Source organism: Flavobacterium azizsancarii (assembly GCF_027980145.1).
In the GTDB taxonomy this organism is placed as follows: Bacteria; Bacteroidota; Bacteroidia; order Flavobacteriales; family Flavobacteriaceae; genus Flavobacterium; species Flavobacterium azizsancarii.
In genome coordinates this window covers 28878-51198 of record NZ_JAMZNK010000022.1, presented here as the reverse complement: position 1 = coordinate 51198, position 22321 = coordinate 28878, and the positions used below count along the sequence as shown (strand labels likewise).

Annotated in this window: 21 protein-coding genes; 16 read left to right on the top strand and 5 right to left on the bottom strand. The window is 34.0% G+C overall.

The annotated features are described in order from the left end of the window. Positions 1–58: 58 nt before the first annotated feature. Positions 59–919, bottom strand: a complete 861-nt coding sequence (locus NJT12_RS13970; RefSeq protein WP_271336537.1) for a hypothetical protein — start codon at positions 917–919, stop codon at positions 59–61. Between the two features lie 162 nt (positions 920–1081). Between NJT12_RS13970 and NJT12_RS13965 the strand changes: the two genes are divergently transcribed. From NJT12_RS13965 to dnaG, 7 genes are all read left to right on the top strand, one after another. Continuing rightward, on the top strand, positions 1082–2059 hold the full coding sequence (locus tag NJT12_RS13965; protein ID WP_271336536.1) for a polyprenyl synthetase family protein: 978 nt from the start codon (positions 1082–1084) through the stop codon (positions 2057–2059). A gap of 60 nt (positions 2060–2119) precedes the next feature. After that, positions 2120–2674: a LemA family protein gene (locus NJT12_RS13960; RefSeq protein WP_271336535.1), complete on the top strand. Its 555-nt coding sequence runs from the start codon at positions 2120–2122 to the stop codon at positions 2672–2674. 13 nt (positions 2675–2687) lie between these two features. Next, positions 2688–4607, top strand: coding sequence for a DUF2207 domain-containing protein (locus NJT12_RS13955; protein WP_271336534.1), 1920 nt, complete (start codon positions 2688–2690; stop codon positions 4605–4607). A 311-nt stretch (positions 4608–4918) separates the two neighbouring features. Further along, positions 4919–5479 carry an RNA polymerase sigma factor gene (locus NJT12_RS13950; RefSeq protein WP_271336533.1) on the top strand — a complete coding sequence of 187 codons (561 nt, stop codon included), beginning with the start codon at positions 4919–4921 and terminating at the stop codon, positions 5477–5479. Continuing rightward, positions 5466–6206 carry a hypothetical protein gene (locus NJT12_RS13945; protein ID WP_271336532.1) on the top strand — a complete coding sequence of 247 codons (741 nt, stop codon included), beginning with the start codon at positions 5466–5468 and terminating at the stop codon, positions 6204–6206. Before NJT12_RS13950 ends, NJT12_RS13945 begins: the two co-directional genes overlap by 14 nt. Before the next feature lie 160 nt (positions 6207–6366). Beyond that, a complete protein-coding gene (locus NJT12_RS13940) occupies positions 6367–7395 on the top strand; it encodes a hypothetical protein (RefSeq protein ID WP_271336531.1) in 1029 nt (342 codons plus the stop codon). Positions 7396–7522: 127 nt separating this feature from the next. Continuing rightward, positions 7523–9586, top strand: a complete 2064-nt coding sequence (gene dnaG, locus NJT12_RS13935; RefSeq protein ID WP_271336530.1) for a DNA primase — start codon at positions 7523–7525, stop codon at positions 9584–9586. 1 nt (position 9587) lies between these two features. On the opposite strand, the gene NJT12_RS13930 is transcribed toward dnaG, so the two are convergent. Continuing rightward, a complete protein-coding gene (locus NJT12_RS13930) occupies positions 9588–10217 on the bottom strand; it encodes a response regulator transcription factor (RefSeq protein WP_026730588.1) in 630 nt (209 codons plus the stop codon). A 93-nt stretch (positions 10218–10310) separates the two neighbouring features. Next, positions 10311–11117, bottom strand: a complete 807-nt coding sequence (gene nadE / locus NJT12_RS13925; protein ID WP_271336528.1) for an NAD(+) synthase — start codon at positions 11115–11117, stop codon at positions 10311–10313. A gap of 99 nt (positions 11118–11216) precedes the next feature. Between nadE and gldB the strand changes: the two genes are divergently transcribed. Both gldB and gldC read left to right on the top strand, forming a co-directional pair. Further along, positions 11217–12176 (top strand): gliding motility lipoprotein GldB, encoded by a 960-nt coding sequence (gene gldB, locus NJT12_RS13920; RefSeq protein ID WP_271336527.1) that lies wholly within the window; start codon positions 11217–11219, stop codon positions 12174–12176. Further along, on the top strand, positions 12176–12511 hold the full coding sequence (gene gldC / locus NJT12_RS13915; protein WP_029273283.1) for a gliding motility protein GldC: 336 nt from the start codon (positions 12176–12178) through the stop codon (positions 12509–12511). The genes gldB and gldC overlap by 1 nt, the downstream gene beginning before the upstream one ends. A 162-nt stretch (positions 12512–12673) precedes the next feature. On the opposite strand, the gene yihA is transcribed toward gldC, so the two are convergent. Next, positions 12674–13294 (bottom strand): ribosome biogenesis GTP-binding protein YihA/YsxC, encoded by a 621-nt coding sequence (gene yihA, locus NJT12_RS13910; RefSeq protein ID WP_271336526.1) that lies wholly within the window; start codon positions 13292–13294, stop codon positions 12674–12676. 42 nt (positions 13295–13336) lie between these two features. Further along, entirely contained in the window at positions 13337–14101 is a 765-nt protein-coding gene (locus NJT12_RS13905; protein ID WP_271336525.1) for an alpha/beta fold hydrolase, read from the bottom strand. Between the two features lie 378 nt (positions 14102–14479). Between NJT12_RS13905 and mraZ the strand changes: the two genes are divergently transcribed. From mraZ to murD, 7 genes are all read left to right on the top strand, one after another. Beyond that, positions 14480–14953, top strand: a complete 474-nt coding sequence (gene mraZ / locus NJT12_RS13900; RefSeq protein ID WP_271336524.1) for a division/cell wall cluster transcriptional repressor MraZ — start codon at positions 14480–14482, stop codon at positions 14951–14953. Then, the gene (gene rsmH / locus NJT12_RS13895) at positions 14928–15836 is read left to right on the top strand and encodes a 16S rRNA (cytosine(1402)-N(4))-methyltransferase RsmH (RefSeq protein ID WP_271336523.1); all 909 of its coding nucleotides are present in this window, start codon (positions 14928–14930) and stop codon (positions 15834–15836) included. The genes mraZ and rsmH overlap by 26 nt, the downstream gene beginning before the upstream one ends. A gap of 16 nt (positions 15837–15852) precedes the next feature. Then, positions 15853–16200, top strand: a complete 348-nt coding sequence (locus NJT12_RS13890; protein ID WP_271336522.1) for an FtsL-like putative cell division protein — start codon at positions 15853–15855, stop codon at positions 16198–16200. Continuing rightward, the gene (locus NJT12_RS13885) at positions 16191–18200 is read left to right on the top strand and encodes a penicillin-binding protein (protein WP_271336521.1); all 2010 of its coding nucleotides are present in this window, start codon (positions 16191–16193) and stop codon (positions 18198–18200) included. The genes NJT12_RS13890 and NJT12_RS13885 overlap by 10 nt, the downstream gene beginning before the upstream one ends. Next, positions 18197–19660 (top strand): UDP-N-acetylmuramoyl-L-alanyl-D-glutamate--2,6-diaminopimelate ligase, encoded by a 1464-nt coding sequence (locus NJT12_RS13880; protein WP_271336520.1) that lies wholly within the window; start codon positions 18197–18199, stop codon positions 19658–19660. Before NJT12_RS13885 ends, NJT12_RS13880 begins: the two co-directional genes overlap by 4 nt. A gap of 81 nt (positions 19661–19741) precedes the next feature. Continuing rightward, positions 19742–20974, top strand: coding sequence for a phospho-N-acetylmuramoyl-pentapeptide-transferase (gene mraY / locus NJT12_RS13875; protein WP_271336519.1), 1233 nt, complete (start codon positions 19742–19744; stop codon positions 20972–20974). Then, positions 20975–22309 carry a UDP-N-acetylmuramoyl-L-alanine--D-glutamate ligase gene (gene murD / locus NJT12_RS13870; RefSeq protein ID WP_271336518.1) on the top strand — a complete coding sequence of 445 codons (1335 nt, stop codon included), beginning with the start codon at positions 20975–20977 and terminating at the stop codon, positions 22307–22309. Positions 22310–22321 lie beyond the last annotated feature (12 nt).

The following is a 22321-nucleotide window of genomic DNA, read 5'->3' as shown; positions in this document are numbered from 1 at the left end:
GCATTAAAAACGAGACTGGTTCTTGCTTTTAATGCTTTTTTTTGGGCAAAAAGGATATTTATTTTTTCAGTTCAATTTCTGTAGTTGTCCCATCCTTTGTTATTTTTGCAAGCGTATCACAATTGCCATCTCCGTAATCAATAACAGCAGTAGCTCCATTTTTAGTTACAGAAACGACTCCTTTTACAGCAAATGGTTTTTTGCAGGAGGCTTCAAATTCCAGTGGTGTTGTAATTTCAGTTGAAAGAACATCTCCGTTTGGGAAAGTAGTCGATCCGGTTCCGGTAACTAAATAAGCGTTGTCTTCCCAATTAAGCCAGGTATCGTAGCCGGGAACCGTCTCTTTTACCAAAGCACCTTTTCTAGTGTACACTTTTCCGTCATCAAAAGTAATAGTCATATCTATAGTTGCAGCCGAAACCGGATGTGCCGTTGCAAATAGATTAGTTGTTTTTATAGTTCGAACAATACTTTTATTTCCCTGAAGTTTTTTGCCATTATGATAAAATCCTTCAAAAGTATAGCTGATAGTCTGGCTGGAAGCAGAGAGATCATTTGCAAATGAAAGAATCATTTTTCCTTTAATGATGTTTCCATTGTCAAGCGTGCAGCCTTCAGCGCCAAAATCAACAGTTTTTGTCCATGTATTATTTGTTAGGACCGTTGTAATTTTGGCACAAGCCGGAAGAAAACTTTTTATAGTTCCGCCAGATTTAGCAGTGCTGTTTTGTTGAACATTAAATTGATCGTCGGCAATATTGGTTATATCTTCAATCGAGGCATCAATTTTAGAAGTAGCAACAATTTCGTCGTTCGAGATTGCCGTAGTTTTTACCTCGTTTGTTTTCTCATCAGAGTTACAGCTAATAAAAAAGGATAAAGCGGCTAATGGTCCAATAAATAAAAATTTTGTTTTCATAGTAAATTGTTTACGTAGTTTTACTTTTTAAATAATGAATTCAAATTAGGCTTTAAAAAAAATGATCCTGGTAGAGTTTTTTTTAATTAGTACTAAATTATTGTTATACTAACTTAAAATACACAACGTTTTTTTATTTAAAATAGTATATTTGGGATCGAAATGAATATTACCTCTCAAATAAAACAGCCTATCTTTCACGAGATGGAACTTTTTGAAAAAAAGTTCCATGAATCGATGACTTCTAAGGTGGCTTTACTGAACCGTATCACTTATTATATAGTAAACCGAAAAGGAAAACAAATGCGTCCTATGTTTGTTTTTTTGACAGCAAAAATGGTTTCCGGAGGTATTGTAAATGAGAGAACATATAGAGGAGCATCCGTAATTGAGCTTATTCATACAGCAACTTTAGTACATGATGATGTTGTAGATGACAGTAATCGCCGTCGCGGTTTTTTCTCTATTAATGCACTTTGGAAAAATAAAATTGCCGTTTTAGTGGGAGATTATTTATTGTCTAAAGGATTATTGCTTTCTATAGATAATGGTGACTTCGATTTACTCCGAATTATCTCAGTTGCTGTTCGCGAAATGAGTGAAGGAGAATTACTTCAAATAGAAAAAGCCCGAAGACTAGATATTACCGAGGATGTTTATTATGAAATTATCCGAAAAAAAACAGCTACACTTATTGCAGCTTGTTGTGCTCTTGGAGCAAAATCAGTAATCGAAGATGATATTCAGGTAGAAAACATGAGAATGTTTGGTGAACTTATCGGAATGGCTTTTCAAATCAAAGATGACTTATTCGATTATAGCGAAGAAGCTATAGGCAAACCAACCGGAATAGATATTAAGGAGCAAAAAATGACGCTGCCTTTGATTCATGTCTTAAATACTTGTACTCCGCAAGAAAAAAAGTGGTTGATAAACTCCATAAAGAACCACAATAAAGACAAAAAACGTGTCAAAGAAGTAATTGCTTTTGTAAAAAATAATAATGGTCTGACTTACGCCGAAAACAAAATGGTTGAATTTCAACAAGAAGCGCTTTCTTTATTAAGGAATTTTCCTGATTCTGAATTTAAAGATGCCCTTATTTTGATGGTCAACTACGTTATAGAAAGAAAAAAATAATTCCACAATCAATTTTTAATATTTTTATTGTTAAATTCGATTCTAATTTAATAATGAAATATGATTATTTTACTCGTAATACTTTCAATTGTTGTCATTATAGGTATTTACCTGATAGTGCTCTATAATAGTTTTGTTTCTAAACGCAATATGCTCGAAGAAGCATTAAGCGGAATAGATGTTATTCTAAAAAAACGATTTGATTTAATTCCTAATCTTGTCGAAACCGTAAAAGGATACTTAACGCACGAAAAAGAAACACTTGCTAATATTGTAAATCTTCGTAATCAGGCTTTGAATGCTGGCAGTGAAGATGAAAAATTACAATTAGACAAAAAATTAGGGAATGCCGTGGGAACTATTTTTGCATTGGCAGAAAATTATCCTGATCTAAAAGCCAATACAAATTTTCTGAGTTTGCAGGAAGAACTAAGCGAAATAGAAACTGAAGTAGAAAGATCAAAACGATATTATAATGCAACAGTTAGAGATTATAATATTGCGGTAGAATCATTTCCCGGTAATATTGTTGCTAATTCTTTTGGTTTTCCTAAGAAAAACTTCCTTGAATTAGAAGATGAAAAACAGAGAGAAACCCCAAAAGTTCAGTTTTAAATTGTATTATAATATGTTGTTAAGAAAAATATTCTTCGTTTTATTTTCTATATTCTTCTATCAGGCCCAAGCCCAGGAAAGAATTTTGAATTTTGATGTTAAAATTAAAATCGAAAAATCAGGTCATATTAATGTTGTCGAAAAAATCTCTATATATGCCGAAGGCAATATTTTTAGACACGGACTTTTAAGAATTTTACCATTGACCAGAAAAGATAAAGATGGTCATGAGATTGATGTGCAATACACTATAAATTCCGTAAAAAAAGATGGAAAGACTGAGTCGTATTTTACAAAAGAAGAATCAGGCGACTGGAAAATTTATATAGGAAACAAAGATCTTGAATTACAAAGTGGTATATATGATTATGAAATTAGTTATACCGCTCCATTTCAGATTGGATATTTCGATCAATATGATGAGTTGTATTGGAATGTAACAGGAAATGGCTGGAATTTGCCGATCGATAAAGCAACTTGCGAGATTTCACTTCCATCAGAAAATAATAAATTCGAGAATTTCCATTGTTATACGGGATTGTCAGGATCGACAGAATCAAATTGCATTGGTTCCTTAAATGATGATCATACTGTTGCCAGTTTTGGAACTGTACAGCTTAGTGCAAATGAAGGATTGACAGTTGCGGCATCGTTTGCTAAAGGAATTGTTGATCCGCCTACTTTTCTTCAGGAATCAGCTTCTTTTTATAAACAAATAAAAACAAATTTGTGGACCGGTATTTACGGAATAGGAATGGCACTTTTCTTCTTTTTTAGTTGGAAGAAATACGGCAAAGATCCCGCTAAAAAAGCAGTGATGCCTGAATTTATGCCGCCTTTTGATTGGTCTCCTGCGATTATAGGATATGTATATCACAGAAAAATACTTGATAAAACCTATATGGCATCATTTATAAATGCTTCAGTAAAAGGTGCGATTAGAATTTTGTCAACCACAGAAAATGGTATTTTTACAAACAAACATACCTATGAGATAGAAGTTTTAAACAGGCAATCAAGTGCTCTGAGTATAGAAGAATCAGATATAATAAGCGGTTTTACAAAAAAAGATAAAATAAAAGTAACCGACTCTAATTATAAGATTTTCGAAAAAGCATATTCTAAATGGCTTAAAACAATAAACAAACAAATAAATTTAGAAGACTATTATCAAAATAATACCCGAAAAAAATGGATTGGTTTTGCTGTTTTTTTGATTGCAGGACTTACTTATCAGTTGCTTTCTAACAATAATGGATATTATAATTATCCATTTTATGCAGGATTGATCGTTGCAGTTTCGGGATTAACTTATTGGTTTACAAAAAAAGACATAGGCGTTGGCCAGCTTGTTTTGAGAGGTATTTTGGCTTTCTTTATTTTACCTGCGGTATTATTTATCTTTTTTGCTTCGATTTCTTTTTTAAGCGCGGTACATATGATTGCTATTGGAGTTGTTTTTCTTATGTATATAATTTATGTAAAAACTTTAGGAAAGTATACAGAAAAAGGCGCAGAGGCATTACATAGATTGGAAGGATTTAAGCTCTATCTGCAAACGGCAGAAAAAGACCGAATGAACATGTTAAATCCTCCTGAACTGACGCCTCAATTATTCGAGAAATTATTTCCGTATGCGATTGCATTAGGAGTCGAGATAGAGTGGGGAAAACAATTTGAAGAAGTTTTAGAATTGGCCAAATACGATCCTGCTTGGTATCAGGGCGATGATACATTCTATAGACAGCCAGCAATGTTCTTGTCCGGTTTTGGAAATTCTGTCAACAGCGCGGCAGTTAACCCTAATCCTCCTGCATCATCACGTTCTTCATCCAGTAGTTCCAGCGGAAGCAGTGGAAGCTGGAGCAGCGGAAGTTCAGGTGGCGGAAGCTCCGGAGGTGGAGGTGGAGGCGGCGGCGGCGGCGGTTGGTAAAATGTGCCAGTCACCAGTTGTTTTTAAAATATCATTATCAAAGAAAACCTTGCAGTATTTAAAATAGTGCAGGGTTTTTTTGTTTTCGATTGGGACTGGTTTAGATTATCTTGCCCAAAAAAAAGATAATTAGATTTTTTTTTAATTTAATAATCGGTTTCAGTTTGTTGTAAATCAGCTGTTTGTTCCTGTTGTTTTGGAATGTGTATTTTTTTATTGATTTTTTTTTCCTCTCCGTGCAACCATTTTATAACTTCACTCGTCTATGCTAATAGAAGACTGTTACTAAACCAAAAACCAAAGGCTTATTAATGAAAATTATCCGTTTACATCAAGAAGAAACCGAAATTATAAAGTTGGCTGTCGACAATAATCGACAAGCACAACAGCAGATATACAGTCGGTTTTCTTCGAAAATGCTTAGTGTTTGTCGACAGTATATAAAAGACATTCAATTGGCAGAAGATGTAATGATTACGGCTTTTATGAAAGTGTTTACCAACTTAAATAAATTTGAACACAAAGGAAGTTTCGAAGGCTGGATTCGAAGAATTATGGTGAACGAGTGTATTTCGTATTTAAGAGTTCAGAAAAAAATAATATTTACCGAAGATGAAATTTATATCGAAGAAAGCTTTAATGCAATTGACAATCAGTTTTCAATAGATCAAATTCAGTTTTTAATAGATGCCTTGCCGGACGGTTATAAAATGGTTTTCAATTTATATGCTATAGAAGGATACAAACACAATGAGATTGCAAAGATGTTAGGAATCAATGAGGGAACATCGAAGTCGCAATTATCGCACGCAAGAAAAATGCTGCAAACACAGATTAATGCATTAAAAAAACAAGAATATGGAACCGAATAATTTTGAAAAGGATTTCCGTGAAAAACTAAATCAACGTACTATCGAGCCAAGTGATAAGGCCTGGGATCGATTAGACGCAATGCTAAGCGTTGCTGAAGAAAAAACAAAGCCTATAGTTCGACTTCGCTCACTACAAGCTTCGAAAAAAAGATGGCTATATGTCGCAGCAAGTATCGTTGGGTTTCTATTAGTTGGCACATTCTTTTTTAATCAGAAGAAAAGTATCGTTGAAACACCAAAAAATAATGTTGTAATAGAACAGCAAGTAAAAAAAGATACTGTTGCAAAACCAGTTTTAGATGTAATCGATTCTGATAAAACAGAAGTTGCAATTTCAGAAAAAGCGCCAATATCCAATCCAGCAAAAGAAGAAAAGAATCGTAATGTAAAACTAAATAAAACCATAAAAAATGAATCAAATCAAATAGCGGAGTCTTCAATCATCATCAAAAACAATCAGGAAAAACAAACAATCAATAGTAAAACTTCAGTTGCTGAAACTTCTAAAAAAGAAACAGCAGAGCAATTATTAGAAACGGCAGAAAAAACTGTAGTAGCTGAAAATTCAGTTAAGCCAAAATCAAAAATCAGGATCAATCCAAATGATCTCCTCAATCAGGTCGATGGAGAATTAGAACTTTCGTTTAGGGAAAAAGTGATTACTAAAGTAAATAAGAATTATCAAACCGTAAAAGTGGCTTTGGCAAATCGAAATCAACAGGAGTAGAGAGAATAGAAGAAAGAAATAAGAATATAGATTTTAGTTCCGGAGGAACGATTCATATTGTAGCGTCGGGTTTTAACCCGATGAATATAGAATGTAGAATTTGCATTTAATAATTAAATAATCATCATCAATCATCAATCAATTTAAAAAAAAATCAATCATGAAAAATTTTACACTTTACCTTGTTATCCTCGTCTTCTTATTTGTTAGTAAGGTTCTGGGTCAGGAAACCTTTGAATCAAAAGCAAAGAAAATTGCCAATAAAATAGAAAAGGTTACAAAAGAAGAAAAGGCAGCTTTGAAAGAAGAAGTAGAAACTGTAAACGTTCAATTGTCTGAAGGGAAAATTACGCAGGAACAAGCAGATAAACGCAAAAAAGAATTAGCAGAAGCCAGAGCAATAATCATTGAGGAAAAAGTAACTGCAGCTCAAAATGAACTTAATGACTTAGTGCAGCAAAAAGTCGATGGAAAAATAAAAGAGCAGGATTCATCTCATATTTATGTTATTCGCTGGGATCCCAAAAGAGATAAGGATTCAATTCATGGAGAAAAAAGAACCACTTCGCAATTTGTATTTGCAATGGGTTTAAACAACATGATGGTAGATGGAAAACTTCAGGATGCTAATTACAGTTTTATCGGTTCGCATTTCTACGAATGGGGTTTTACCTATAACTCCAGATTAATGAAAAATGATAATTTATTGCATGCTAAATACGGGCTATCATTGATGTATAATAATATTCGCCCAACAGATAACAGAAGTTTTGTAGTAAACGGTGATCAGACAGTTTTGCAAACAAATGCGATTAATCTTGACGAATCACGTTTTAGAAATGTTTATGTCGTGTTGCCGTTACATTTAGAGTTTGATTTTTCTAAGCCACAGGTCAGTAACGGAAAGACTTATTTTAGAACACATAAAAGTTTCCGTTTCGGGATTGGTGGTTATGCAGGAATCAATGTAAAATCAAAACAAATCTTAAAATTTGATCAGGACGATCTAGATTATAAAACAACAATAAAAGGAGATTACAATGTAAATAATTTTATTTACGGATTAAGTTCTTACGTAGGTTACAAAGCTTTGAGTTTGTATGCAAAATATGATCTAAACCCATTGTTTAAGGATAATCCTGTAAAAGAAAATAATATTTCTTTAGGATTGAGGCTTGATTTAAATTAAGAATAAAGTTAATTAGTTAGTGAAAGAAGTGCTTCGAAAGAAGCGCTTTTTTTTATTTGAAATCTCCAAATTTCAAGATTGATTTATGTACTTTTACAGACTTCAAATTTTTTAAATATTTTACGTTTTGATTTCACAAGCTACTATTGATTCTGTTTTTGAAACTGCTCGTGTAGAGGAGGTTATCGGTGATTATGTTAATTTAAAACGTGCAGGGAGTAACTTCAAAGGACTGAGTCCGTTCTCAGATGAACGCTCTCCGTCGTTTATGGTGTCACCTGCCAAAGGAATCTGGAAAGATTTTAGTACAGGAAAAGGAGGGAACTCTGTTAAATTCCTGATGGAACATTCGCAGTTTACCTATCCTGAAGCCATTCGGTATTTAGCCAGAAAATACAATATCGAGATCGAAGAGACAGAACAAACCGATGCTGAAAAAGCCATGACGGATGTTCGTGAAAGTATGTACCTGGTTTCAGAATTTGCAAAGGATTATTTTCATAAAACCCTTTTAAATTCAGAAGAAGGAAAAGCAATTGGACTTTCATATTTTAAGGAAAGAGGTTTTACTAATGAAACCATCAAAAAATTTAGTTTAGGATATTCGCCGGAAACCTGGGATGCTTTGACAAAAGAAGCTTTAGGTAAAGGTTATAAGCTCGAATTTCTGGAAAGTACCGGTTTGACAATTCCTAGAGAAGATCGCCCTTTTGACCGTTTTAAAGGTCGTGTTATGTTCCCGATAGAAAGTATGTCCGGACGTGTTTTAGGTTTTGGAGGACGTATTTTAACAAATGATAAAAAAGCGGCGAAGTACTTAAACTCGCCGGAAAGTGATATTTACCATAAAAGTAAAGTACTTTATGGTATTTTTCAGGCCAAACAATCGATCGCCAAGCAAAATAATTGTTATCTGGTAGAAGGTTATACAGACGTAATTCAATTCAATCAGGCCGGAATAGAAAATGTTGTAGCTTCATCAGGAACAGCTTTAACGCCGGATCAGATTCGTTTAATAAATCGTCTTACAAGAAATATTACAGTTCTTTTTGATGGAGATGCTGCAGGATTACGTGCTTCTGTTCGAGGAATCGATTTGATTCTGGAAGAAGGAATGAACGTGAGAGTTTGTGCTTTTCCTGACGGAGAAGATCCGGACAGTTTTGCACGAAAAACGTCTCACGATGATCTAGTTGCCTATTTAGATGAAAACAGTAAAGATTTTATACAGTTTAAGGCGTCACTTTTAATGAAAGAGGCTAAAAACGATCCTATAAAAAAAGCCGATTTGATTCGTGATATGGTCGTTAGTATCTCGAAAATTCCCGATCGTATTCAGCGTGAAATTTATACACAGGAATGTGCCAGAATTATGGATATTTCTGAGCAGGTACTTGTGAGTACTTTGGCTCAGCTTATTCAAAAAGATCTTGCTGATGTTAATAAAAAACAAAAACAGGAACAGAAACCTTTTGAAGTTTTTAGAAATCAAAGCCCGCAAAACACAGGTTATTCAGGAGGAGATCCGGAAGATCCAAGAAATGGGCCACCAGAGGATTATTATCCGGGTGAACCGGGATTTGCAGCAGAACCAACAGAAAAAGTTGATATTTTATACCGCCTGGAGCGAAAAGTAATTGAGATTTTATTGCTTTACGGAGATAAAACAGAAGAATTTGAAGATGTACTTTTAAAAAATAATGACGAAGGTGAAGTTGTAATGGTTTCTGAAAAGAGGCAGTACAAAGTTTATGAGCGTATTTATTTGAGTTTGCAGGAAGATGAGGTTGAACTGTCTAATAATTTGTTTCGTGATATCTTTACAGATTTAATTGGATTTTTTAACCAGAATGAAAAATTTAGTCTCGAACAATATTTAATGCGTTTACAGCCTGATTTTGCTCAGGAAGTAACGGATATTTTAATGGAAGATGAAAGAGTGACACTGCATGATTGGGAAGGTCAGAATATCTTTTCGAAAATGAAGCACGAAACGATTGCACAATATGTTACTGAAACTATTATGTCTATGCGTTGGTTTTTGGTTGATAAAATCATCCAGGAATTAAAAAGCTCTATAAAACCTGATAGTACAGATAATACAGAGCTTTTGTCTATGGTTGTTGATTACTCGAAATTAGTTAATTCGTTTTCAAAAAAACTAGGACGAGTAATGTCGCGATACCATTAATTTAAATAATTTCTAAAGTCTTAGCCTTATTTACTAAGTCAACTAAATTAGTAACGTTTAATTTAGTCAATAATCTTAGTTTGTAAGTACTGATCGTTTTCTCGTTCAGATTTAAGATTTTAGAGATTTCATTGTTTTTCTTACCATCACTTAAGTAACGTAATACTTCGATCTCACGATTCGAAAGTTTTCTGTACAAACGCTCACTTTTGCTTTGTTTAGCAATAAGAGCCATGTTTTTACGTACAGTTTCGTTGATGATAATTTTACCTTCATGTACTTTAATGATAGAAAGACCTAAAGTTTCAAGTTTTTCTGTTTTGTGCACATACCCGGAAACTCCTGCTTTAATTGCATTTGGAGCGTACATTTGTTCAGCGAGGTCACTAAAAATTACAATTTTTGTTTTTGGGAAATTTTTCAAAATCGACTTCACTTCGAAGATACTCGAAAGCCCTTCCAGCTCTAGATCGAGAATTAGGATGTCAATTTCCTTTGTCTGAAGGATATCTCTAACCATTGAAAAATTGCCTACGTTGGCAACAATTGAAATTTGATCGTGGTCTTTAAAATAAGACTTAACGCCAAAGTGAGTCACAGGATGATTGTCTGCAAGACATACTTTAATCATAATTTTTACCTTTTTTAGAATTGTTCATGTTTTTGGAACTGTAAAATTAATAAATAAATTCTGTAATTAATTGCAGACAAATGTTAAAATGTTTTATTTTAACGTTTTTGGTATTATACAAACCGGAATTGCGTCCATTTTATGCTTGTTGCTGGTGTTTAAACGTTTATAAATTTCAAAGACAGATTTTTCTCTCCCAGTGAAGTCAGCTGGCGTTTTTCCTGACTCCGCGGCCAACATTGCCCATTCAAGTTCGTCATAACTTGCTCCTAATTGATCTTCATCCGTGCGATTGTCTCCAAATAATCCATCGGTAGGCGCAGCTGTTAAAATTGATTCAGGAATTGTTAAAAATGCTCCAAGAGCATAAACATCCGATTTCATTAAGTCAGCAATTGGACTTAAATCGACTCCGCCATCACCGTATTTAGTATAAAATCCTACGCCAAAATCTTCTACCTTGTTTCCGGTACCTGCAACTAGCAAACCATTAAGTCCCGCTAAATAATATAAAGATGTCATTCGTAAACGAGCACGTGTATTGGCTAATGATAAGCTCACTTTGGCTTCGTTATCTGTTTTTGGCACCGCAGTTTTAAAAGCTTCAAAAGTAGCTGTAAGGTCAGTTTCTACATCAGAAACATTCGGAAAACGTTTTTTTAATTGATCAATATGTTCTCTTCCTCTTGAAACTTGATTTGGAGCCTGATGAATTGGCATTTCGACACATAAAACTTTTAAACCTGTCTGAGCGCATAGTGTAGAAGTAACAGCAGAGTCAACTCCACCTGAAATTCCAATTACAAAACCGTTTACTTTTGCATTGTTAGCATAATTTTTTAACCACTCTACAATGTGGGTATTTACTTTTTCTGTCTGGATGGTACTTTTTTTAGCCATAATAGTTCAGGTTTTAAGATGTAGCGATGTATATTTGCAGAATATTTTTTAAGTATAGATTTACTTAAAATCCAGCAACACAAATCTAATTAAAATAAAATGAAAATTTATCGCTTTGCAATGGTTCTGTGCTTGTTTTTTTTGTCCTGTGAGCAAAAAACTAAAGTAGAAAAAGAAGTCGAAGAAATACCGGTTGATATTAAAGTAGAGCGTTTTGATAAAGTATTTTTTGAAACTAAACCAGAAGATTTAGCTAAAGTAAAAAAACAATATCCGTTCTTTTTTCCGGCAGGCATCGAAGATGATATATGGTTAAAAAAAATGCAGGATCCGCTTTGGAAAGAAGTATATGCAGAAGTACAGAAAAAATATTCCAATTTTGAACCTGTGCGAGAGGAATTTAATAAGTTGTTCCAGCACGTTAAGTATTATTTTCCAAAAACAAAAACTCCTAAAGTAATTACGGTAATTGGAGAAATGGATTATAATGCTAAAGCCATTTATGCAGATAGTCTGGTAATTGTAGCTTTGGAATTGTATTTGGGAAAAGAACATAAGTTTTATGAATTCCCAAATTATATTAAGCAGAATTTCGAAGAGAAACAAATTATGCCAGATGTAGTTTCTAGTTTTGCTTACAGAAATATTCCCGCTTTTCAGGATAAAAACCTGGTTTCGCAAATGATTTTTGAAGGAAAACAGCTGTACGCAAAAGATCTGCTTCTGCCTGAATATACAGATGCTGAAAAAATGGGTTATACAGCAGAACAAATAAAATGGTGTCAGGAAAATGAAGCATATATGTGGCGCTTTTTTATCGAAAATGAAATGTTGTACAGCGATGATCCAAAACTAACAACACGATTTATTGCACCTGCTCCGTTTTCTAAGTTCTATTTAGAAATCGACAATGAATCACCCGGACGAATTGGTGCGTGGCTGGGATGGCAAATGGTGCGATCATACATGAAGAATAATACTAATGTAACCTTGCCGGAATTATTAAAAGTAAATGCAAAAGAAATTTTTGAAAAATCAAAATATAAACCTAAGAAGTAATGTCAGATACAATAAACTCAGAAATTAGATTCAATATAGAATTAGATGAAAACCGTGTGCCGGAAAAATTAACTTGGAGCGCACAAGACGGTGGTGTTCAGGCTGAAGAAGCAAAAGCAATTATGTTGTCTATTTGGGATAGTAAAGCCAAAGAAACGATGCGTATTGATTTGTGGACAAAAGATATGCCGGTTGATGAAATGAAGATTTTCTTTCATCAGACACTCGTAGCAATGTCGGATACTTTTAAACGTGCAACAGATGACGAAAAAATGTCAGATACAATGAAAGATTTCTGTGATTATTTTGCGGAAAAACTGGAACTAACGAAATAGTTAAATTCCAATTTTTGAAATTTTAAATTCCAACACAGGAAAGAAATTCTAATAAAATAAAAAATCCCAAATTCCAATTAAAACTTGGAATTTGGGATTTTTTTTATTTTTCACATTCTGATAAACCTCAGAAATTGAAAATTGGAATTTTTTTATTGGAATTTAAAATTGCGAGTTGTTTTTAAAAACCTCCTGATTAACTTCGTCAATATAGTTTAAAACTTCGTCTTTTCCTGTTTGTTCTGTAGCAGAAGTCACGAAATAATGAGGCATTTCTTCCCAGTTATTGGCAAACATCTGTTTTTTGTATGCTGCAATATGCGAGTCGATTTTTGTCTTGCTGATTTTGTCTGCTTTGGTAAAAATGATGCAAAACGGAATTTCGCTTTCTCCCATATATGACATAAATTCAATGTCTATGGATTGTGCTTCATGACGAATATCAATCAAAACAAAAGCGCAAACTAGTTGTTCTCTGGTTTCAAAGTAATCTGTAATGAATTGCTGAAAAACAGATTTCGTTTTTTTAGATACTTTAGCGTATCCGTAACCAGGTAAATCGACCAAAAACCAATTGTTGTTAATCTTAAAGTGATTAATTAACTGTGTCTTTCCAGGTCTTCCTGAAGTTTTAGCTAAATTTTTATGATTGGTAAGCATATTGATCAAAGAGGACTTGCCTACATTTGATCTTCCGATAAAAGCATATTCCGGCAAAAAATCCTGTGGACATTTTGCAACTTCAGAATTACTGATTATAAATTCGGCGGTATTAATTTTCATGTTTTTTGTGTTTAAGACCTCCTTAAAGTCGAAAGTTTAGTGCTATAAATTTTTTTTAACGAGCCATTCTTCAAGAATTGCATTGAATTCCTGAGGATGTTCCATCATAGCAGCGTGTCCACATTTGTCTATCCAGTATAAAGTTGAATTAGGCAATAATTTATCAAATTCTTCGGCCACATTGGGTGGAGTTACAGCATCGTTTTTACCCCAGATAATACAGGTTTCAACTGTCATTTTTGGTAAATCTTTCGCCATATTATGACGAATGGCGCTTTTTGCAATTGTTAGGGTTTTGATCAGTTTGATACGATCGTTAACCGTTGCGTATACCTCGTCAATAAGTTCCGGAGTTGCAATTTTAGGGTCATAAAATACATCTTCAGCTTTCTTTCTGATGTATTCATAATCTCCTCTTTTTGGGTAACTGTCTCCCATAGCGCTTTCATAAAGACCTGAGCTTCCGGTAATTACTAATCCTGCTACTTTTTCAGGGTATAACTTAGTGTGGTAAAGAGCAATATGTCCTCCAAGGGAGTTGCCTAGTAAAATAACTTTGTCAAAGCCTTTAAAAGTGATAAAGTCTTTCACGTATTTAGCAAAGCTTTTTACGTTGGTTTTTAAAATACTTTGGGTGTATATTGGCAAATCCGGGATAACAACTTTGTATCCTTTCGTTGGGAAATATTCTGCTACAGCATCAAAGTTACTAAGGCCTCCCATTAAGCCATGTAAAATAACGATAGGAGTTCCTTCTCCAGCTTCATAATAGCTGTATTTGCCTTCTTTTTTGTAGTGTTTGTCCATTTAATTTAATGCCAATTTCAATTGGGACAAATATAGGGTTTAATAAATAAAAATGGATTTTTGCTACCGTTTTTTAACTAGATAATTTTAGTAGAATATGTAAGTGTTTAAAAATCAGCTTTTATAGGGTGTTTTGGTGTGTTTCCTAAATGTTAAGAAAACTGCATAATAACTAATTTTTTAAGAAATATTATGCATTATTTTTTTGATGTCGAAATGTTATTGACTATTCGTTAATTATAAGTTAAAGTATTGATTGTCCATAAATTAAGCCGGGTGGTAGGAAAGTGGTTAAACTTATTAACAAAGTGGTATTTAGTGGTAAAATGTGGTAATATTTTTTATATTTTTGCTGTGTAACATATTAATGTAATTTTCTTGAACACAATTGTTGGAACATATGAGTGTAAAGTCGATGCTAAAGGGAGGCTAATGATGCCTGCACCCTTGAAAAAGCAATTGGCTTCTTCTCTTCAGGACGGATTCGTTTTGAAGCGCTCTGTTTTTCAGCCGTGTTTAGAATTATATCCAATGGAAGAATGGAACTTGATGATGCAAAAAATCAACAAGCTGAATCGTTTTGTAAAAAAGAACAATGATTTCATTCGAAGATTTACTGCTGGAGTTAAAGTAGTAGAGATTGATGCATTGGGAAGGTTATTGGTTCCAAAGGACTTGGTAGCTTTTTCAGGTATTTCTAAAGATGTGGTTTTTTCATCTGCGGTTAATATTGTGGAGATTTGGGATAAAGATTTATATGAAAAATCAATAAGCGGCGAAGATATGGATTTTGCAGATTTAGCCGAAGAAGTAATGGGAAATATTAATGACGACGACAATGGAATATCATAATCCGGTTTTGCTTCATCCTACAGTTGATGGTTTAAATATTAAACCAGATGGCGTTTATGTAGATGTTACGTTTGGTGGCGGTGGTCATTCAAAAGAGATTTTGAAACGATTAGGGCCAAACGGAAAATTATTTGCTTTTGATCAGGACGAAGATGCATTGGCAAATGCGTTACCAGATGAAAGGTTTACCTTAATTAATGAGAACTTTAGGTTTATAAAAAGATTTCTTCGTTTTCATGGTGTTAAAAGTGTTGATGGAATTTTGGCTGATTTAGGTGTTTCATCGCATCAGTTTGATGTTCCGGAAAGAGGGTTCTCGACAAGATTTGATGCCGAACTCGATATGCGGATGAGTCAGAAAAATGATTTAAATGCTTACCGTGTGGTTAACGAATATGAAGAACAGGATTTACGTCGTGTTTTTTTTGATTATGGGGAGTTGAAGAATGCACCGGTTTTAGCAAGAACAATTGTAGAGGCAAGAGAACATCTGCCAATAAAAACTACAGATGAATTAAAAGATGTTCTGGCAAAATATTTACCGGAAAGAGTGCGTAATAAAATATTGGCTCAGATCTATCAGGCAATTCGTATCGAGGTAAATCAGGAAATGGATGTTTTAAAAGAATTTATCGAGCAATCTCTTGAAATTCTAAATCCGGGCGGAAGATTTTCTGTTATCTCTTATCATTCGTTAGAGGATAGATTGGTAAAAAGATTTATTAAAAACGGAATGTTTGAAGGTGAGCCGGAACGTGATTTCTTCGGAAATTTTTCTGTTCCTTTTAAAACGATAGGAAAGTTGATTGTTCCGGATGATGCCGAGATCAAAATCAACAACAGAGCAAGAAGTGCAAAGCTCAGAATTGCTGAGAAGATATAATATATATAGGTAGAAAATGAAAGGTGGAGTATTTGGCATATTAAAAGCAAGATTTTTATTAAACGATGACGCGGTAAAGAACTGGCGTTTTATTGTTTTTATCATTTTACTTGCTATTCTGATGATTGCCAATACACAACGATACGAACAAAAGGTTTTTGAAATTGCAAAGCTGAATAATGAAGTAAAAGAATTGCGATCTGAATTTGTAGATCGTCGTTCAGAATTAATGAAGTTGAAGATGGAATCAACAATATCGGATAAAATGCTTGAAAAACAGATTTTTCCGTCAACGGTTCCTCCGGTTAAAATAGAAGTAAAAAAAGAAGAAGAAAAAGGTTTCTTTAAAAGAATATGGCAGTAGACGATAAAAATATATCCTACAGAATTTACCTCGTAGCAGTTTTCATCTTTGTGATGGCAATTGCTATTGTTGTTAAGTTAACCAATATTCAATGGGTTGAAGGAGATTATTATAGAAAACTGGCAAAACAGCGTACGGTTAGAAATTTTGTAATTCCGGCAAACAAAGGAAACATCTATTCTGCTGACGGAAGTTTATTGGCAACATCAATTCCTAATTACGAGATTCGTTTTGATGCGAAAGCGCCAAAAACAGAAACTTTTGAAAAATATGTAAAAGCATTATCAGATTCACTGGCAACAGTTTTAGATAAAACAGGAAGTTATTTCGAAAAAGATCTAAGAAAAGCGAGAGCTAATAAAAATAGATATTATCTGATCGCGCGTAATTTGAGTTATACTGAATATGTAAAAATAAAAGGTTTTCCATTATTTAATTTAGGAGCTTTTAAAGGTGGGATTATAATTGAACAGGAAACTGTTAGAAAACATCCGATAGGAAAAATTGCCGAAAGAACAATTGGTTATGATCGTATCGATCCTGCAACAGGAGTAGAGGTTGGTAAAGGAATTGAATGGGCTTTTAAAAATTATCTGAATGGAAAAGACGGTAAGATTTTAAAGCAAAAAATTGCAAAAGGACAATGGAAACCTATTCGTGATGTCAATGAAGTTGACCCACAAGATGGTTTTGATGTTATCTCGACAATCGATGTTTTTATTCAGGATATTGCGCACCATGCCTTATTGAAACAGTTAGAAGAATACGAAGCAGATCACGGTTGTGTGGTAGTTATGGAGACAGAAACAGGTCATGTAAAAGCGATTTCAAATTTAGGAAGAGCAGAAGACGGATCGTACTATGAAACTACAAATTATGCTGTAGCAGAGTCTCATGAGCCAGGATCTACTTTTAAATTAGTTGATTTAATGGCGATTTTAGAAGATAAAGTTGCAGATACAAGTACTGTTTTTGACAGTCATGGAGGAGAAGTGAGATATTATGGTCGTGCTGTTCGTGATTCGCATAGAGGAGGTTACGGTAAAATTTCGTTAGCACGTGGTTTTGAACTTTCGTCTAATACAGTAATGGTTCAGGCGGTTTATGATAATTATAAAAGCAATCCATCAAAATTCGTCAATCATATTAATAGTTACGGCTTAAATAAAACACTGGGATTGCATTTTCAAGGAGAAGGAAGACCTTACATACCACAACCGGGAGACAAGCATTGGTCAGGAGTTTCATTGCCATGGATGGCTTTTGGTTACGGAGTTTCGGTTACGCCAATGCAAACGCTGGCATTGTATAACTCAATTGCCAATAATGGAGTAATGGTAAAGCCTCAATTTGTTTCAGAAATTAAAGAGTGGAACAAAACCATCAAAAAGTTTGATGTTGAAGTGATTAATCCAAAGGTGTGTTCTCCTGAAACTATCAAAAAAATTAGAGCAGTATTGCTTAATGTGGTAAAAAAAGGAACTGGTTCTAAGTTGTATTCGAAAGATTTTTCGATGGCAGGAAAAACAGGAACAGCGCAGGTAAACTATGGTGGTAAAGAAGGAAAGTCAGCATTGTATTATGCATCTTCTTTTGTTGGGTATTTCCCGGCAGATCATCCTAAATATTCTTGTATTGTAGTGGTTCATAAGCCAAATACATCAAAAAATAATTATTACGGAGCAGATGTTGCAGGGCCGGTTTTTAAAAGAATTGCCCAAAAAATATTTACAGATGCGCCTTCGACAAATAAAATTAAGCAACTGGATTCTAAAATTTCAAAGCAAGAAATCAGTTACGATAAGTATGATATAGAATCCAGAAAAAAATCAAATCAGATTCCGGATTTAAAAGGAATGCCGGGAATGGATGCAATCGCTTTACTGGAAAACTTAGGTTTGAAAGTAAGAGTTAATGGAGTAGGAAAAGTAAAAAAACAGTCATTACAGGCTGGAGAAAATATTAGTAAAAACACAACAATAGTATTAGAATTATCGTGAAAATACTGAAAGACATATTATATAAAGTAGCTATTGAGTCTGTAACGGGTTCGACGGAAATTGATGTACATAAAATTGAGTTTGATTCAAGAAAGATTGAAGCGAATGATGTTTTTGTAGCAATTCGCGGATCGCTTTCTGATGGTCACGATTATATAGAAAAAGCAATTCAATTAGGAGCTGTTGCGATTATTTGTGATGCATTGCCGGAAAATATTGAAAAAGGAGTCACTTATATTAAAGTAAAAGATACGAATACTGCTTTGGCTTTTATGGCAGCTAATTATTTTGGAAATCCTTCTGAAAAATTAAAATTAGTTGGTGTTACAGGTACAAACGGAAAAACAACAATTGCTTCATTATTGTTTCAGTTGTTTCAAAAAGCAGGTTTTAAAGTTGGTTTGTTGTCAACCGTGAAAATAATGGTGGATGAAACAGAATATAAAGCAACACATACAACTCCGGATTCGATTACAATCAATCATTATTTAAATGAAATGATCGAAGCAGGTGTTACACATTGTTTTATGGAAGTGAGTTCTCATGGAATTCACCAAAAACGTACAGAAGCGTTGCATTTTGTGGGCGGGGTTTTTACGAATCTATCGCACGATCATTTAGATTATCACTCAACTTTTGCAGAATACAGAGATGTAAAAAAGTCATTTTTTGATTCATTGCCAAAAACAGCTTTTGCTTTATCAAATATCGATGATAAAAACGGGCCTGTGATGTTGCAGAATACAGTTGCGAGAAAATTCACTTATGCATTAAAGTCTTATGCTGATTTTAAAGCAATAATATTAGAAAGTCAATTATCAGGATTACTATTAAAAGTGAATGATAATGAAGTTTGGGTAAAATTGATAGGGACTTTTAATGCTTATAACGTTTTAGCGATTTACGGTACTGCTGTAGAGTTAGGAATGGATAGTCTTGAAGCATTGCGATTACTGTCTGATTTAGAGAGTGTTTCAGGTCGTTTTCAATACATTGTTTCGGCTGGTAATATTACAGCGATTGTAGATTATGCACATACTCCGGATGCTCTTGATAATGTTTTGAAAACAATAGGCGATATCCGTACTAAAAATGAGCAACTAATTACAGTTGTAGGTTGTGGCGGAAACAGAGATAAAACGAAAAGGCCAATTATGGCTAAAATTGCTACAGATCTTAGTGATAAAGCAATTTTAACTTCGGATAATCCGAGAAATGAAGATCCTGAAGTGATTTTGGATGAAATGGAAAAAGGGGTCGAAGCGCATAATTATAAAAAACTATTGAGAATTACCGATAGAAAACAAGCGATTAAAACAGCTTGTCAATTGGCTCAGCCAAATGATATTGTTTTAATTGCCGGTAAAGGTCATGAAACGTATCAGGAAATAAATGGTGTTCGCCATCATTTTGATGATATGGAAACAGTAAAAGAAATTTTAGATCAACTAAATAAATAATTAATCAATTTTAATTCTAAAATACCACACGACAAAATTGGAATTTGGAATTTCAAGATTGGAATTTAAAATATAAAATATATGCTATACTATTTATTTGAGTATTTAGACAAAACAATGGATGTCCCAGGGACAGGTGTTTTTCAGTACATCACCTTTAGATCGGCTTTGGCATTGATGCTTTCTTTGCTTTTGTCAACGATTTACGGAAAAAGAATTATAAACTTTTTGCGTAAACAACAAGTTGGCGAAACTGTTCGTGAGTTAGGTCTGGCTGGTCAAAATGAAAAAGCGGGAACTCCAACAATGGGAGGATTAATTATCATTTTTGCTACACTGGTACCGGTTTTGTTGTTTGCTCGTTTGCACAATATTTATATAGTATTGCTTATTGTAACTACTCTTTGGATGGGGACAATTGGTTTTGTAGACGATTATATCAAGATATTCAAAAAAGATAAACAAGGGCTTAAAGGAATTTTTAAAGTTATAGGACAAGTTGGTTTGGGAATTATAGTTGGAGCGGTTCTTTATTTTAATCCTGCAGTAACAGTAAGAACAGATACCGGTAGAACAGATGTTTTTAGAACTGCGACAAATACAGCTGTTGTTTTGCCTGCACCAATAGAAGAAAAATCAACTGCAACAACGATTCCTTTCGTAAAAAACAATGAATTTGATTATGCTGAATTATTAGCGTGGACTGGTGAAGGATATGAAAAATGGGCTTGGTTGATTTTTATTCCGGTTGTGATATTTATTATTACTGCAGTTTCTAACGGAGCTAATTTAACGGATGGAATTGACGGGCTTGCCGCAGGAACTTCGGCAGTTTCGGTACTGGCACTCGGGATATTTACGTTTGTTTCAGGGAATATTATTTTTTCTAATTATCTAAATATTATGTACATCCCTAATTCTGGGGAAATGACTGTTTTTATATCTGCATTTGTGGGAGCTCTAATTGGGTTTCTGTGGTACAATTCTTATCCGGCATCTGTTTTTATGGGAGATACAGGAAGTTTGACTATTGGAGGAATCATTGCGGTTTTAGCTATTGCCGTTCGTAAAGAATTATTGATTCCCTTATTGTGTGGAATCTTTTTGGTAGAGAATTTTTCAGTGGTTTTACAAGTAAGTTACTTTAAATATACCAAAAAGCGTTTTGGAGAAGGGCGAAGAATTTTTCTAATGTCGCCATTGCATCATCATTACCAAAAGAAAGGATATCATGAGAGTAAAATTGTAACCCGTTTTTGGATCGTTGCAATCATGTTAGCCATATTATCAATTGTTACTTTAAAACTTAGATAGATGAAGAGATTGGTAGTACTTGGCGGAGGAGAAAGTGGCGTTGGAACGGCTATTCTCGGAAAGAAACAAGGATACGAAGTTTTTGTATCTGACTTTGGAAAAATAAAGGAGAGTTATAAAGAAGTTCTTATCATTAATAAAATTGCTTGGGAAGAAGAAAAACATACTGAAGACCTGATTTTAAACGCCGACGTGGTGATGAAAAGTCCCGGAATTCCTGAGAAATCTCCCATAGTACAAAAGCTTATCGCTGCCGGAATCAAAGTGATTTCAGAAATCGAATTTGCTAAACCTTTTACTGAAGCTCTGACAATTGGGATTACCGGAAGCAACGGTAAAACGACCACAACGATGTTGACACATCATTTGTTAAAATCTGCTGGTTTGAATGTGGGCTTGGGAGGAAATATTGGAAAGAGTTTTGCCTGGCAGGTAGCCGAAAATAAATTCGATGCATATGTCCTTGAATTAAGCAGTTTTCAGCTCGACGGAATTATAGATTACAGGCCGGATATTGCCATTATTACAAATATTAGTCCGGATCATTTAGATCGATACGAATATAAATATCAAAAATACATCGATTCAAAGTTTCGAATAACAATGAATCAGACCGAAAGCGATTATCTTATTTACGATGCAGATGATGAGGCAATTGCAGAATGGTTAAAGAACAACACAACAAAAGCAAAATTAATTCCTTTTTCGTTAACGAAACAATTTGATGAAGGGGCTTCTATAAATAACAACAAAATGGAAATAAAGATCAACCAAGAAGAGTTTACAATGGAAACAGAATACATTGCGTTAGAAGGAAAACATAACATGAAAAACGCAATGGCAGCAAGCTCTGTAGCAAAGTTGATGCAAATTAGAAATGCAACAATTCGTGAAAGTTTATCTAATTTTCAAGGTGTTGAACACCGCTTAGAAAAAGTATTAAAAATTCAGAATGTTCAATATATCAATGATTCAAAAGCAACAAATGTAAACGCAACTTTCTTTGCTTTAGACAGCATGAATGTTCCTACGGTTTGGATTGTTGGAGGAGTTGATAAAGGAAATGATTATAACGAATTGATGTCATTAGTTCGTGAAAAAGTAAAAGCAATTATTTGCCTGGGAGTTGATAATCATAAAATTATTAATGCTTTTGGTAATGTTGTTGATATCATGGTAGAAGTTAATAATATGAACGATGCTGTAAAAACGGCACAACGTTTAACAGAAAAAGGAGATGCTGTTTTATTATCTCCAGCCTGCGCAAGTTTCGATTTATTCGAAAGCTACGAAGACAGAGGAAAGCAATTTAAGCAAGCTGTACATAACTTGTAGAAAAAAAGTTTC